This window comes from Microbacterium sp. WHRI 7836 (assembly GCF_040223885.2).
GTDB classification, from domain to species: Bacteria; Actinomycetota; Actinomycetes; order Actinomycetales; family Microbacteriaceae; genus Microbacterium; species Microbacterium oxydans.
This window is the reverse complement of record NZ_CP168171.1, coordinates 2,129,903-2,143,800: the sequence shown is the minus strand read 5'-3', so window position 1 is coordinate 2,143,800 and position 13,898 is coordinate 2,129,903. Positions and strand designations below refer to the sequence as shown.

At 68.8% G+C, this 13,898-nt stretch carries 12 protein-coding genes and 1 pseudogene; 11 read left to right on the top strand and 2 right to left on the bottom strand.

The window, feature by feature from the left end:
• Positions 1-53: 53 nt before the first annotated feature.
• Positions 54-1,094, top strand: a complete 1,041-nt coding sequence (locus ABRP18_RS10290; RefSeq protein ID WP_046748266.1) for a TIGR00730 family Rossman fold protein — start codon at positions 54-56, stop codon at positions 1,092-1,094.
• On the opposite strand, the gene ABRP18_RS10285 is transcribed toward ABRP18_RS10290, so the two are convergent.
• On the bottom strand, positions 1,063-2,418 hold the full coding sequence (locus ABRP18_RS10285) for an FAD-dependent oxidoreductase (protein ID WP_349884584.1): 1,356 nt from the start codon (positions 2,416-2,418) through the stop codon (positions 1,063-1,065). The two genes, ABRP18_RS10290 and ABRP18_RS10285, sit on opposite strands and share 32 nt — an antisense overlap.
• A gap of 131 nt (positions 2,419-2,549) precedes the next feature.
• Here ABRP18_RS10285 and nusA point away from each other — a divergent pair, with 131 nt between their 5' ends.
• The 5 genes from nusA to ABRP18_RS10260 all read left to right on the top strand — a co-directional run bounded on the left by nusA (position 2,550) and on the right by ABRP18_RS10260 (position 9,458).
• Positions 2,550-3,533, top strand: coding sequence for a transcription termination factor NusA (gene nusA, locus ABRP18_RS10280; protein WP_046748267.1), 984 nt, complete (start codon positions 2,550-2,552; stop codon positions 3,531-3,533).
• A complete protein-coding gene (locus tag ABRP18_RS10275; RefSeq protein WP_307723508.1) occupies positions 3,466-3,849 on the top strand; it encodes a YlxR family protein in 384 nt (127 codons plus the stop codon). The genes nusA and ABRP18_RS10275 overlap by 68 nt, the downstream gene beginning before the upstream one ends.
• A 94-nt stretch (positions 3,850-3,943) precedes the next feature.
• The gene (gene infB, locus ABRP18_RS10270; RefSeq protein ID WP_061016557.1) at positions 3,944-6,694 is read left to right on the top strand and encodes a translation initiation factor IF-2; all 2,751 of its coding nucleotides are present in this window, start codon (positions 3,944-3,946) and stop codon (positions 6,692-6,694) included.
• Between the two features lie 98 nt (positions 6,695-6,792).
• Entirely contained in the window at positions 6,793-7,218 is a 426-nt protein-coding gene (rbfA, locus tag ABRP18_RS10265) for a 30S ribosome-binding factor RbfA (RefSeq protein ID WP_046748269.1), read from the top strand.
• A gap of 200 nt (positions 7,219-7,418) precedes the next feature.
• Positions 7,419-9,458 carry a helix-turn-helix transcriptional regulator gene (locus ABRP18_RS10260; RefSeq protein ID WP_349884583.1) on the top strand — a complete coding sequence of 680 codons (2,040 nt, stop codon included), beginning with the start codon at positions 7,419-7,421 and terminating at the stop codon, positions 9,456-9,458.
• A 51-nt stretch (positions 9,459-9,509) separates the two neighbouring features.
• On the opposite strand, the pseudogene ABRP18_RS10255 reads toward ABRP18_RS10260, so the two are convergent.
• Positions 9,510-10,416: pseudogene (locus tag ABRP18_RS10255) on the bottom strand (A/G-specific adenine glycosylase).
• Between the two features lie 54 nt (positions 10,417-10,470).
• Between ABRP18_RS10255 and ABRP18_RS10250 the strand changes: the two are divergent.
• The 5 genes from ABRP18_RS10250 to ABRP18_RS10230 all read left to right on the top strand — a co-directional run bounded on the left by ABRP18_RS10250 (position 10,471) and on the right by ABRP18_RS10230 (position 13,870).
• Complete coding sequence (locus tag ABRP18_RS10250) at positions 10,471-11,124, top strand: hypothetical protein (RefSeq protein ID WP_349884582.1); 654 nt, start codon at positions 10,471-10,473, stop codon at positions 11,122-11,124.
• Positions 11,125-11,168: 44 nt separating this feature from the next.
• The gene (truB, locus tag ABRP18_RS10245; RefSeq protein WP_349884581.1) at positions 11,169-12,062 is read left to right on the top strand and encodes a tRNA pseudouridine(55) synthase TruB; all 894 of its coding nucleotides are present in this window, start codon (positions 11,169-11,171) and stop codon (positions 12,060-12,062) included.
• A complete protein-coding gene (locus ABRP18_RS10240; RefSeq protein ID WP_061015068.1) occupies positions 12,059-12,427 on the top strand; it encodes a hypothetical protein in 369 nt (122 codons plus the stop codon). The genes truB and ABRP18_RS10240 overlap by 4 nt, the downstream gene beginning before the upstream one ends.
• An 85-nt stretch (positions 12,428-12,512) precedes the next feature.
• A complete protein-coding gene (locus ABRP18_RS10235; RefSeq protein WP_171010960.1) occupies positions 12,513-12,923 on the top strand; it encodes a hypothetical protein in 411 nt (136 codons plus the stop codon).
• Positions 12,920-13,870, top strand: coding sequence for a bifunctional riboflavin kinase/FAD synthetase (locus tag ABRP18_RS10230; protein ID WP_046748277.1), 951 nt, complete (start codon positions 12,920-12,922; stop codon positions 13,868-13,870). The genes ABRP18_RS10235 and ABRP18_RS10230 overlap by 4 nt, the downstream gene beginning before the upstream one ends.
• The last annotated feature ends 28 nt before the right edge of the window (positions 13,871-13,898 follow it).

The following is a 13,898-nucleotide window of genomic DNA, read 5'->3' as shown; positions in this document are numbered from 1 at the left end:
GCGACGGCGTGGCAGGAGGCCACGGTTGCCCCGGAGCATGACACCCTGGAGGCATGATCGACGAACCCCTCCCTGAAGCGCTCAGCGCCGAGATCAACGCCGTCCTCGACGATGCGGGAGTGCACACCGACCGCAGGCTCGTGATGCGGATGCTGCGCACCGCGATCCTTCTGGGGGAGGACGGCGCCGACCGCCTCGATCTGAAGATCGCCTCGGCAGCGCTCGCCGAGATGCGTGATGCGTTCCGTCTCTTCGCTCCGTTCCGCGGCGTCCCCAAGGTCACGGTCTTCGGCTCGGCGCGAACCAGGCAGGACGATCCGCTGTACCTGACGGCGCGCGACGTCGCCTCGGCCCTCGCGGGGGATGGGTGGATGGTCGTCACGGGGGCGGGGCCCGGCATCATGCAGGCGGCTTCCGAGGGAGCGGGTCCTGCCCTCTCGCTGGGCGTCTCGATCAGGCTCCCGTTCGAGGAGAAGCCCAACGGCTTCGTGGCCGGCCAGGACCACGTGGTCGCGATGAAGTACTTCTTCACCCGCAAGCTCATGCTCATCAAGGAATCGCTCGGGTTCATCTGCCTGCCGGGTGGGTTCGGCACCCTCGACGAGATGTTCGAGCTGCTCACCCTGCAGCAGACCGGCAAGGCGGAACCGACGCCGATCGTTCTCCTCGACGAGCCGGGTGGCACGTTCTGGCAGGGGCTTCGCAGCTTCATCGACGACCATCTCGCCCCGACCGGGGTCATCTCGGAGGGCGACTTCGATCGCGTCGTGATCACGGATTCGGTCGATGCGGCCAGGGCGGAGATCACGGGCTTCTGGCACAACTACGACTCATTGCGCTGGGTGGGCGATGCGCTGGTGCTGCGGCTCAAGGCGGAGCCGACGGACGAGGAGATCGATCGGCTCAACGAGGAGTTCGGCTCGATGCTGTCATCGGGGAGGATCGAGCGGACGGGCCCGCGTCAGCCGGAGGTCGCCGACGCCGACAACCTCGACCTCCCGCGCCTGATCCTGCACCTGGATCAGCGGCAGGTGGGCAATCTGTTCCGACTGATCGGCGCGATCAACGCCCTACCGTCTGCTCCCGCGCGGTGATGCGGGCGGCGAAGTCGGCGAGATCGACCGGGCGATCGAGGATGCGCTCCGCAGCGCGGTGGCCGGAGTAGAACGCCGCCCCGACCGTGGCCGGCTCATCGCCCCAGGTGGCTTCGCCGGCGAAGTGCAGCACCCCGTCGACGGGGCCCGCCAGAGCATCGTGATCGTGGTGCGTCGATCCCAGGGCGAGGTGGGAGTACGAGCCGTTCGAGAACTCGTCCTCGCCCCAACGCGTGACCCAGTGCGCGAGCGGTTCACCGACGGCGTCTCCGTAGAGGACGTGGAGAGCGCTGACCGCGTCGGCGACGATCTCGGCATCCGCGAGGTCCTGCATCCGACGACCGAAAGGGCCGGCGGCGAAGGTGAGGAGCGTGGGGATCCCGCTCACTGCCGACACGTCGTACCAGGAGTGCCAGTGCTCGCCGGCGTCGCCGAGTGCGCGGATCACGTACGTCTCCTCGTCCCAGAAGCGCTCGGGGAACTGGACGAAAACCTTGTTGAACACGCCCATCCCGAGGCGGGAGATAGGGCCGGAGACCGCTTCGGGGAGCTCGGGATCGAACGACATCGTTCCCGCTTTGAGGACCCCGAGCGGCACGGTGACGATGACGCGGTCCGCGCGGTACTCGGTATCACCGGCGCGCACGACGACGCCCGCTGCGGAACGGCTCACGCGGGTCACGACCGTCTCCAGGCGCACGTCGAGGCCGTCTGCGATGCGGCGGGGGAGCTCGTCGTAACCGCGGGGGAAGATGACCTCGTCGCCCTCGATCGCATCCTCATCGAGGCCATGGGCATCGAGATCGCCGATCCAGGCGCCGCACTGCTCCTCGACGCGATGGCGGAAGAACTCGCGGATGTCGTCGATGCGATCAGGGGAGAGCCCCGACCTGTCCAGAGCGCGCTCCGTGACGTCCAGGTACGTGTCGCCGGAGGAGGATGCGGCGATCTCCTCCACGAGCAGGCGGTCGGCCAGGTCGACGTCGCTGACCCACTGCGCGGTCGCGGCTTCGTCCAGACGGCGGCCCTCGCCGTCGTAGTTCTCGATGGGGCGACCTCCCACCTGGAAGCTGCCCACCGTGTACTCGATCGCCGGGATGCGCAGCGCATGCACGAGGTCCCACAGCGGGGAGTTCTCGATGCCGTGGATCCATGAGGCGCCGAGATCGACCGGGAATCCGGCGCTGCGGTCGGTGTGCATGCGGCCTCCGATGCGGTCGCGCCCCTCGAGGACCACGACGCGCTGCCCGGCGTCGGCGAGCATCCGGGCGCTCGTGAGCCCCGACATGCCTGCGCCGATCACGACCGTGTCGAATGTGCTCACGTGCTCCTCCTCGAGCGGCTCCGGGATTCCGCCACCGCCGCCGCCGTGCGGGAGCCGGTGGGCACAGGGTATCGTGGTACGGATGTCGCGCGTGCGAACAGGCGCGACGAGAGCTGAATAGAGAGGCCGTCATGGACATCGAACTGAGTCTGCTGCGAGGGATCGAGAAGGAGAAGGCGATTCCCTTCGATGAGCTCGTCGCCATCATCGAGCAGGCTATCCTGACCGCGTACTCCAAGCACGTCGCAGCCGACGGCGTCACGCCCGAGGGTGTCCGCGTCGACCTCGACCGCAAGACCGGCCATGTCGCCGTCCTGCAGGTCGTCAAGGACGAAGAGGGCGCGATCATCGGCGAAGAGGACGCGACGCCGGATGACTTCGGCCGCATCGCCGCCTTCGCCGCCAAGCAGGTCATCAGCCAGCGTCTCCGTGACATCGCGGACGACGTCGTGCTCGGCGACTTCAAGGACAAGGAAGGCGACATCGTCGCCGGCGTGATCCAGCAGGGCCCGAATCCCCGCATGATCCACGTCGACCTCGGTTCCGTCGAGGCGATCCTTCCCCCTGAGGAGCAGGTGCCCGGCGAGGAGTACACGCACGGCTCGCGCCTGCGCGTCTACGTCACGAGTGTGGCCAAGGGGCTCAAGGGGCCGCAGATCACCGTCTCGCGTACGCACCCTGGGCTCGTCCGCAAGCTCTTCGCCCTGGAGGTGCCGGAGATCGCGGCCGGTCTGGTCGAGATCGTGGCGCTGGCCCGGGAGGCCGGACACCGCACGAAGATCGCGGTGAAGGCGAACGACCCCTCGATCAATGCCAAGGGCGCCTGCATCGGTGAGCTGGGTCGTCGTGTGCGCGCGGTGACCGAGGAGCTCGCCGGCGAGAAGATCGACATCGTCGACTACGACGCGGATCTCCCGACCTTCGTGGCGCACGCGCTTTCACCCGCCAAGGTCACGAGCTCTTTCGTGCTCGATGCCGGCACCAAGGCGGTCCGCGCGCTGGTGCCCGACTACCAGCTGTCGCTCGCGATCGGCAAGGAGGGCCAGAATGCCCGCCTGGCCGCCAAGCTCACGGGGGCGAAGATCGACATCCAGCCGGACAGCGTCCTCGACTGACCGGCTTCGGCCTTCCGCCGCGCCCGGGAACGGGCGAGGCGGGGTGAAACGCAGGTGTAAGATGGAACCCGTACGAACGTGCGTCGGTTGTCGCACGCGTGCTCCCCGCTCCGCCCTTCTCCGGGTGGTTGCCCAGAACGACACCCTCATCCCTGATGAGCGTGCTGTCCTGCCGGGGCGCGGCGCGTGGGTGCATCCGACACCCGAATGCATGGAGGCCGCTCTGCGGCGACGAGCCTTCGGACGAGCACTGCGTGTGAACACTCAGCTGGACACACGGACCTTCGAACAGCACCCACCAAGAAACAAAGGCTGAACAGCTATGGAAACAAAGTGAACGGCTCGAAATGAGACCCGTCCGCGACTAGTGGTCTGCCCTGTCTGGGTGGACCGACTCAGACAGGAGAATTGTGGCTGGTAAACCACGCGTACATGAGATCGCCGCCGAACTCGGCGTCGACAGCAAGATCGCACTTGCAAAGCTCAAGGAACTCGGCGAGTTCGTGAAGAGCCCCTCTTCGACCATCGAACCGCCGGTGGCGCGCAAGCTGCGCGCGGCGATCGAGGCCGACAGCTCGCTCAAGAGCGCAGCCCCTGCTGCTCCGGCCGCGAAGCCGGCAGCGTCTGCGGCGAAGCCCGGTGCGGGTTCCGGCGCCAAGCCGGGCCCGAAGCCCGGCCCCAAGCCCGGTCCCAAGCCCGCCCCGGAGGCTCCGGCCCCCGCTGCTCCGGCACCCGCGGACCCGACTCCTGCACCTGCAGCAGCGGCCCCCGCGCCTGCAGCTCCGGAGGCGGCCGCACCCGCCGAGAGCAGTGCACCGACTCCGGGCGCTCCGCGTCCGGGTAACAACCCCTTCTCGTCCGCGCAGGGCATGGGCCAGCGTCCCGCCGGTCCCCGTCCCGGCAACAACCCCTTCGCCTCGGCGCAGGGCATGGGCCAGCGTCCGACTCCGGGCAACATCCCGCGTCCTCAGGCGCCTCGTCCCGGTGCACCCCGTCCGGGTGCGCCCCGGCCCGGCTCGCCTCGTCCTGGTGCACCCCGCGGTGGCCAGGGTGGTCGTCCCGGTGCTCCGTTCCAGCAGCGTCCCGGAGGCCCCGGTCGTCCCGGCGGCGCCGGTGGACCCGGTGGAGCAGGCGGCCCCGGTGCACGTCCCGGCGGCGGTTTCGCCGGTCGTCCCGGTGGTGGCGGCGGTCGCGGCCGTGGACCCGGCGGTGGCACGGCAGGTGCCTTCGGTAAGGGCGGCGGCAAGAGCAAGCAGCGCAAGTCGCGGCGGGCGAAGCGGCAAGAGTTCGAGATGCGGAGTGCTCCGGTCGTCGGTGGCGTCAACGTCACCCGCGGCAACGGAGAGATCATCCGCATGCGTCGCGGCGCATCGATCGCGGACTTCGCCGACAAGATCGAGACGCTGACCGGCTACACGGTGCAGCCCGGAACCCTCGTGACGATCCTCTTCAACCTCGGCGAGATGGCCACGGCCACCGAGTCGCTGGACGAGGCGACGTTCGAGGTGCTGGGCGAGGAGCTCGGTTACAAGATCCAGATGGTCTCGCCCGAGGACGAGGACAAGGAGCTCCTCGAGGGCTTCGGTCTCGACCTCGAGGCCGAGCTGGAGGCGGAGAGCGAGGAAGACCTCGAGATCCGTCCTCCCGTCGTCACCGTCATGGGTCACGTCGACCACGGTAAGACGCGACTGCTCGACGCGATCCGTCAGACCAACGTCATCGAGGGAGAAGCCGGCGGCATCACCCAGCACATCGGTGCCTACCAGGTCTGGACCGAGCACGAGGGCATCGAGCGAGCCATCACGTTCATCGACACCCCGGGTCACGAGGCGTTCACCGCCATGCGTGCCCGTGGTGCGCAGGTCACCGACCTCGCGATCCTCGTGGTCGCAGCCGACGACGGCATCATGCCGCAGACGGTCGAGGCGCTGAACCACGCACAGGCGGCGAACGTGCCGATCGTGGTCGCGGTGAACAAGGTCGACAAGCCCGACGCCAACCCCTCGAAGGTGCGTCAGCAGCTGACCGAGTATGGTCTCGTCGCCGAGGAGTTCGGTGGCGACGTCATGTTCGTCGACGTCTCCGCTCGGGCGAACACGGGTATCCAGGATCTCCTGGATGCCGTGCTGCTCACGGCGGATGCCGGCCTCGACCTGACCGCGAACCCGAACAAGGCCGCTCGCGGTGTCGCCATCGAGGCGAAGCTCGACAAGGGTCGCGGTTCGGTCGCCACGGTGCTCATCCAGTCCGGAACGCTCCGGGTCGGCGACGCGATCGTCGCGGGTACGGCCTACGGCCGTGTGCGTGCGATGGCCGACGAGAACGGCGAGCAGGTCCTCGAGGCCTACCCGTCGCGTCCGGTCCAGGTGCAGGGTCTGAACTCCGTACCGCGCGCCGGCGACGTCTTCATCGTCACCGAGGAAGACCGCATGGCCCGTCAGATCGCTGAGAAGCGTGAAGCGGTCGAGCGCAACGCCCAGCTGGCCAAGGCCCGCAAGCGCATCTCGCTCGAGGACTTCACCCGTGCTCTCGAAGAGGGCAAGGTCGAATCTCTCAACCTCATCATCAAGGGTGACGTCTCCGGTGCCGTCGAGGCACTCGAGGAGTCGCTGCTCAAGATCGAGGTCGACGACTCGGTGCAGCTGCGCATCATCCACCGCGGTGTCGGCGCGATCACCGAGTCCGACGTGAACCTGGCGACGATCGACAACGCGATCATCGTGGGCTTCAACGTCCGCCCGGACACGAAGGCGCGCGAGCGCGCCGCTCGTGAAGGCGTGGACATCCGCTTCTACTCCGTCATCTACAACGCGATCGACGAGATCGAGAGCTCGCTCAAGGGCATGCTCAAGCCGGAGTACGAAGAGGTCCAGTCGGGTGTCGCCGAGATCCGCGAGGTGTTCCGCTCCTCGAAGTTCGGCAACATCGCCGGTGTCATCGTGCGATCGGGAACGATCACCCGCAACGCCAAGGCTCGCGTCATCCGCGACGGCGTCGTCATCGCCGATGGTCTCGCCATCGAGTCGCTGCGTCGCTTCAAGGACGATGTCACCGAGGTCCGTACGGACTACGAGGCCGGTATCGGACTCGGGAAGTACAACGACATCCAGATCGGTGACGAGATCGAGACGACCGAGCTCATCGAGAAGCCTCGCGGCTGATCTATTCGAAACACTCTCGGGCGTTCCCCGTCTCCCCGTTCCTTCCGGATCGTGGGAGACGGGGGACGCCCTGAGGGTTCCTGGACAGGGAGAGAACAATGGCAGGCGAACGACAGGCCCGACTTGCGGATCGAATCCGCGTGATCCTCGCAGAGAGGCTGGAGAAGGGGCTGCGCGATCCACGCCTCGGCTTCGTCACCATCACCGACGTCCGTGTGAGCGGAGACCTCCAGCACGCGTCCGTGTTCTACACGGTTCTCGGCACGGAGGAGGAGCGCATCTCCAGCGGAGCCGCGTTGACCTCCGCGACCGGCATGCTGCGCAGCGAGGTCGGACGACAGCTGAGCACACGACTCGTGCCGACGCTCGAGTTCATCCCGGACGCGCTGCCGGAGAACGCCGACCACATCGGTGCGTTGCTCCGCGAGGCGCAGCAGCGAGATGCGGATGTCGCGAAGCTGGCTTCTTCGGCTTCGCACGCCGGCGACGCCGACCCCTACCGCACGGAAGACGACTCGGAGTGAGGGCCGTTTGATACGCTCGGCTCCGCGGGACCCGATCCCGCGAAGCTGAGGGGGATCGGCGCATCGAGGGTACGGACACGACTGGGGGGCCGTTCGTCGCGCCCGCCGCGGCCGGACTTCTCCTCACGGATCTCCTCGAGCAGGATCTCGGATGCGCTCCGCACGTTCTCGCGCGTCTGTCCGACGCCGTCGATGGCGACGTGCCGACGATTCGCGAGCTGGTCCAGCGTCTGACACCGGCTCAACGTCACGGGCTGCACTCGTTGCCGACGCCGCTCCCACTGGTGCCGGCCATCGCGCTCCGGTTCGCCGACCTGGAACTCGACGAACGTGATCGTGAGCTGCTGCTCGCGCTCGCGGTGCGCCTGGACGACGCTCTCGGTCCCCTCCTCGCCTTCGACGGACGAACGGCGACCGAACTGGCCGATGCATCTGTCGCAGATCACGTGCTCGTGCACGCCGGTCGCGCACGGCTCGTCGATGCGAGACTGTCCGTCTGGGTGCAGGCGACGACCTGCGCGGCCAGGACTGCGGCGGTTCACCAGCGGTTGAGCGCGCTCTTCCGTGCTCGGGGCGAACGCGCGAGTGCGGACTGGCACCAGGCGCGGGCTTCACTCGAGGGAGCCCCGTCCACCGCACCTGGACTCACGCGGCTCGCCCGGCGGCTCTCCGAGGCCGGACAACCCGACCGTGCGCTGCTGCTCGCGACCGAGGCGCATAGACACGCCGTGGGCGATGCCAAGGACGAGGCATGTCTCGTCGCCGGCGCCTCGGCCCTGAGCGCCGGACTCGCTGCGGAGGCCGCAGCATGGCTGGGAGGTCTCTATCCGCGCGGAAGCACGCATCATCGGATCGCCGGCCTCGGCGCGCTCATCGTCGCTCGGACGTTCGTGCAGGGCGCAGTACCCGCCGTCGATCCGACCACGCTGCGGTCGAGAACGCTCGATCAGGAGGACTGGCGCCACTGGACCAGGGCTGCTGCTCTCGCGGCCGTCCTGTGCGCCGAGCGCGGCGACCGGATCGGGATGCGCACCTGGCTCGATGTCCTGCGAGACGGGGCCGCCCGCGCGGATGCAGGCGATGAGCTCCGCGATCCCGCCGTCGCGTTGTGCTGGCTCATCGTGGGCGATCGCGGCGGCGACGCCGTGAGTGGAGCCGGTCCGGCGAGCGGGGGCATGCTCCGCGCACTGCGCGCCGCGACGGACGGAGACATCGATCGTGCGCTCCGCCTGCTGTCGACCGATGGATCGGTCCTGTCCGTCGGCCCCGATCCTCTCGTCCCTGGGTACGAGAACAGCCCGGTCATCCAGGCCTATCGCGCGGTCATCGAGGTGCTGCTGCTGGTCTGGCGGGGCGACATCGGGCTTGCGCGCGACCGACTGATGCAATCGGCTCTCCGGCTTCCGATCGCGATGCCGTTCGCCGGCCTCGGCGTGGTCCTCGCCCGGCGCCTCGACGTGGCCGTGCTCGGTGAGCTCGGGCCTTTCGCCCGTTCGCTCACGGCGGCCCTCCCCGTGGGAGTGAAGGTCGATCTGCTCGTGGACCGCGGCATCCGCTCGTTCCTCGCCGGTTCGTTCGACGAGGCTGCCGCGACGTTCCGGCTCTGGTCCGATCGCGGCGCACCGCAGCCGACGTTGGTGGTGCCGGGGCTGGAGGAGATGGCGTTCGTGGGTCAGGAGAGCGTCAGGACCGCGGCGGTCGAGCCTCCCGAGATCGCCCTCGCGCAGGAGCTGCGGATACGTATCGCGACAGCGGGGGACGGACGGTGGCCCTCCGAGAGCGAAGAGGTGAGCGAGATCGCGCGTACTCTCACTTCGCCGTTCGCGAGGGCGCGGGTGGAGATGATGCTCGGGACGCAGCAGGCGATCCGTGACGATCACGCGTCAGCGAGGATCCACCTCCAGTACGCGGAGCGGCTGTTCGAGATCTCCGGCGCAACCGCCTGGGCCAGAGCCATCCGGAACAGGCTGGATCGCCTCGATGCCAGGGAAGGAAGCATCCTCCCCGTGGCGGAGGCTCTCTCCGCGTGCCGTTCGGCCTGGGCGCTCCGGCCCACGGCGCGCGAACTGGAGGTCGCGATGCGCGCCGTCCGAGGAGCCGCGAACCGCGAGATCGCGGAGGCGCTGCGTGTCTCGGTACGCACCGTGGAGGTGCACCTCGGTCGGGTCTTCGTCAAGCTGGACGTGCGGAGCAGGGTCGAGCTGACGGTGCTCGCGCATCGCACGGATCACCACGTCTGAGCGTGCGGACCCGTCGAGGCGTCGGCTGCCGTGATCGCCTGCGGAAGACGTTCAGCGCGGCAGGAACAGCGCTGACCCGTCGGCTTCCGCGAGGCCGTCCGCGATGAGGGAGTCGATGGCGCGATCCCGCTGACCCGCGTCAGGCCAGTCCGGCAGCACGGCCGCCAGCGGAACAGGCTCCGGATCCAGGGTCCGCAGCAGCCGCAGCACCGCGCCGCGGGCCTGTCTGTCCGACCCCTCGTAAGCCGCCTGGCGTCGCCGCTCATCCCCGGTGTCGGGTCTGCCGGCCGCCAGCCAGGCGCAGCTGCCTGCCAACGGGCACAGCTCGCATCGTGGTGATCGTGACGTGCACACGGTGGCGCCGAGTTCCATCGCCGCGGCGTTGAACATCGCAGCGGCATCGATTTCATCGGGCAGCAGCGAGGCCATCAGATCGAGATCTCGGCGTGACGGCGCGCCCGGCTGTGCGCGGCCCTCGACGGCACGAGCGAGCACCCTTCGGGTGTTCGTGTCGACGACCGGGTGGCGGTCGCCGTAGGCGAACACGGCCACAGCACGGGCGGTGTAGTCGCCGATACCCGACAGCGCCAGCAGGTCGTCCACCCCGCGCGGTACGACCCCGCCATGCCGGTCGGTGATCTCGACGGCCGCGCGATGCAGCCAGAGCGCACGCCGGGGATAGCCCAGGTTCGCCCAGGTTCGCCCACTGCTGCACGACGTCCGCCGTCGATGCGCTGGCCATCCTCGCGGGCGTCGGCCATCTCTTCAACCAGGCATCGAGGTGCGGGATGACCCTCACGACCGGCGTCTGCTGCAGCATGAACTCGCTCACGAGCACACCCCAGGCCCCGAACTCGTCGTGAAACTCGGGGCGTCGCCACGGCAGGTCTCTGGCGGTGGAGCGGTACCATTCGGGCAGGGCCGACACCACGTCGGAAGGGACCTGCGCGTCGGGCATCCCTCCAGCCTACGTGAGCGGGCCGAGGGGCCCGAGACCAGAGTCAGGGGCTTCATGATCTGTGCACGCGCCGCCGCGCTCATCCTCCTCACCGCTCTCGCTACGAGCGGTCTCACCGGTTGCACCGGGGGTGCGGCGCACGCGCCATCCGACAGCCGGGAAGTCAGTCCCAGCCAGACACCGTCCGATTCTCCGAGCCCGACGACGGAAGCCAGAGTCGAGGTTGCGACAGACCCGAGCACCTGGGTCATCGACGACGCCGGTGTCGGGCCGATCGAGATCGGTGGCGACTTCGCCTCGACGCTCGACGGTCTCGCACCGGGATGGACCAACGACGCGGTCGACTGCTCATGGTCGGCGTGGTGGACGGCGTCGGATTCCGCCTACGGCATGTCCTTCGTGCGGGGCACCGAGAGCCCGAACGCTCCCATCCGCGAGATCTCCGTCTCCTCTACGAGCGAGTCGCTCGAGGGGGTTCCAGGGCCCCAGACGATGACCGGGTTGGGCGTCGGCGCCACCAGGGACGATCTGCTCGCGGCATACCCCGCCGCGCAGCAGGGGACGTCGACGATCGGGAGCGACAGCTGGATCATGCTCCCGAGTGAGACCGACGCCCACGTGTTCTTCGCGTTCCGGGAGGGTGCGGATACCGTCTGGGACGTCACGGTGACGACCGGTGCGGAGCCCTCGTACGAGGTCTGCGGCTGATCGCCGTGACCGCTCCGCCCCGTCACCGTCGGTAGGCTGGGAGGATGGTCTCGCCCGGCATCCTCCTCGTCGACAAACCCGCTGGGCTGACCAGTCACGACGTGGTCGCCCGCACGCGGCGGGCGTTCGGCACCCGCAGGGTGGGGCATGCCGGAACCCTCGACCCGATGGCGACGGGTCTGCTGGTGATCGGCATCGAGGGGGCGACCAGGCTCCTGACGTACATCGTGGGTGCCGACAAGACCTACACGGCGACGATCCGTCTCGGCCAGACCACCGGCACCGACGATGCGGAGGGGGAGATCCTCACGACGGCCTCCGCCGATGCCTGGGCCTCGGTCACCGACGACGCAGTGTCGGCCGGCATCGCCGACCTCACGGGGGAGATCTCCCAGGTCCCCAGTGCCGTCTCGGCGATCAAGGTGGACGGTCGCCGTGCCTACGATCGGGTGCGCGCGGGAGAAGAGGTCGTACTCGCGGCACGGGACGTCGTGATCTCGCGGTTCGACCTGCTGGCCACTCGCCGCGGAGAGGGGCACGTCGATCTCGATGTCATCGTCGAGTGCTCGTCCGGGACCTACATCCGCTCCCTCGCCCGAGACCTCGGGGCGGGCCTCGGCGTCGGCGGTCATCTGACGGCACTGCGGCGCACGAGGGTCGGGCCGTTCGATGTGACCGAGGCCGTCGGGCTCGATGCACTCGAGGGCGCGCCGACCTTGACTCCGGGCGGAGCGGCGGCGCGGATCCTGCCCGTGCTCGAGATGTCCTCCGACGACGCGCGCGACCTCCGCCACGGCAAGCGATTGAGCGGACAGGCTGCACGTCTGCATGAGGCGATAGGCGCGGCGATCGACCAGGACGGTGCCCTGATCGGCATCGTCGAGAAGCGCGGCGCGGATCTCAAGAGCGCCATGAACATGCCGGAGGTCGCACCATGATCCTGTGGTTCACGATCGCGCAGATCGTCATCGCGGTCGCCGCCGGTGTGTTCTGCGTCGCCGCGGGGCTGGTCGGCAGAAGGCCGAGCGACTTCAGCGTCGGTGCCCTCGCCCTCGTCGAGGCGCTCCTCGTCGTCCAGGTGATCGTCGCGATCATCGCACCGCTGGCGGGCAACCCGCCGACCGGAGACCTCCTGGAGTACTGGGTGTACCTGGTCTCGGCTGCCCTGCTCCCGGTCGGAGCCGTGCTGTGGGCGCTCATGGAACGCAGCCGCTGGAGCACGGTGATCCTCGGGGTCGCGGCACTCGCGATCGCCATCATGCTGTGGCGCATGCAGGTCATCTGGGCGGTCCAGATCGCGTGACGCGAGTGGTCGCCGCGGGAGCCCGGCGGCCTCCCGCGGCTCTAGGATGGAATGCGCTATGAGCTCCACCGCCCCCTCCTCTCGGATGACCGGAATCGGTCGCGTCCTCGTCATCGTCTACGCCGTCATGGCGCTGGCGGCTACAGGTCGCAGCTTCGTGCAGATCGTTCGCCGGTTCGACGAGGCGCCGCTGGCGTACTCGCTCTCCGCACTCGCCGCCGTCGTCTACATCCTCGCCACGCTCGCCCTCGTCCTGGCCCGTCGCCGTGGCTGGTACACGGTCGCCTGGGTCGCGATCGTCTTCGAGCTGACCGGCGTGCTCGTCGTCGGGCTGTTGAGCATCCTTCTCCCCGATCTCTTCCAGCACGAGACCGTGTGGTCGCTCTTCGGACGGGGCTACCTGTTCATCCCGCTGATCCTTCCCGTCTTCGGCATCTGGTGGCTGCGCACGCATCGGCCCGCCGATGTCGTGCGTCCGGTCGAGGTGGGCGCGTGATCGTCTTCCGCAGCCCGGAGGACGTGCCGAGCGACTTCGGTCCGAGCGCGGTCGCGATCGGCAAGTTCGACGGTGTGCACGCCGGCCACCGTGTGGTTATCGAACGCCTCGAGAAAGCCGCGGCCGCCACGGGAAGTCGGGCGGTCGCGGTCACCTTCGACCGCAACCCTCTCGCCGTCATCAGGCCCGACCGGTGCCCGGAGAACGTGGTCACGGTGGAGCGCAAGCTCGAGCTCCTGGGGGAGCTCGGACTCGACGCCACCCTGGTCCTCACGTTCGACGAGCAGCTCGCTGCCCGCAGTGCCGAGGACTTCGTCGTCGACATCCTCGTCGGAGCCCTTCAGGTCTCGACGGTTCTGGTCGGGCAGGACTTCCGCTTCGGCAACCGGGGAGCGGGCACTCCGGAGCTTCTACGGGAGATGGGCCCGCTGTACGGTTTCTCCGTCGAGGTCGTCGACGATGTGTACCTCCCCGGCTCCGAGCGACGCGTCTCGTCGAGCTGGATCCGCGAACTGCTGATGGAGGGCGATGTCGCCTCGGCGGCAACGGTGCTCGGTCGGTACCCCGACGTGCGCGGAGAGGTTGTGCACGGGCTCAAGCGCGGACGCGAGCTGGGTTTCCCGACCGCGAACCTGTCGACCATCGTCGACGCGTTCGTGCCGGCAGACGGGGTGTACGCGGGGTGGCTCGTCGACCACGACACCGGTATCCGGCACCCCTCCGCCATCTCCGTCGGCACGAACCCCACATTCGACGACGTGCTCGTCCGGCAGGTGGAGGCTCACGTGCTGGGCGAGACGGGCCTCGACCTGTACGGGCACGACGTCACGGTCGAGTTCGTCGACAGGCTGCGGGGGATGGTGGCCTTCGAAGGTATCGACAAGCTCATGGCGCAGATGGGTGCCGACGTGACGGATGCCGCGCGTGCCCTGGGGCTCCCGGGCTAGCGGGCCCGCTGTCCGAGTTCCGGCGCGG

What these genes read in the sequence shown, in the direction of transcription:
- truB (WP_349884581.1), top strand. Translation starts at nt 11,169, where the DNA reads ATGGTCTCGCCCGGCATCCTCCTCGTCGACAAACCCGCTGGGCTGACC.
- ABRP18_RS10275 (WP_307723508.1), top strand. Translation starts at nt 3,466, where the DNA reads ATGCCCGCCTGGCCGCCAAGCTCACGGGGGCGAAGATCGACATCCAGC.
- nusA (WP_046748267.1), top strand. Translation starts at nt 2,550, where the DNA reads ATGGACATCGAACTGAGTCTGCTGCGAGGGATCGAGAAGGAGAAGGCG.
- rbfA (WP_046748269.1), top strand. Translation starts at nt 6,793, where the DNA reads ATGGCAGGCGAACGACAGGCCCGACTTGCGGATCGAATCCGCGTGATC.
- ABRP18_RS10235 (WP_171010960.1), top strand. Translation starts at nt 12,513, where the DNA reads ATGACCGGAATCGGTCGCGTCCTCGTCATCGTCTACGCCGTCATGGCG.
- ABRP18_RS10240 (WP_061015068.1), top strand. Translation starts at nt 12,059, where the DNA reads ATGATCCTGTGGTTCACGATCGCGCAGATCGTCATCGCGGTCGCCGCC.
- ABRP18_RS10250 (WP_349884582.1), top strand. Translation starts at nt 10,471, where the DNA reads ATGATCTGTGCACGCGCCGCCGCGCTCATCCTCCTCACCGCTCTCGCT.
- ABRP18_RS10290 (WP_046748266.1), top strand. Translation starts at nt 54, where the DNA reads ATGATCGACGAACCCCTCCCTGAAGCGCTCAGCGCCGAGATCAACGCC.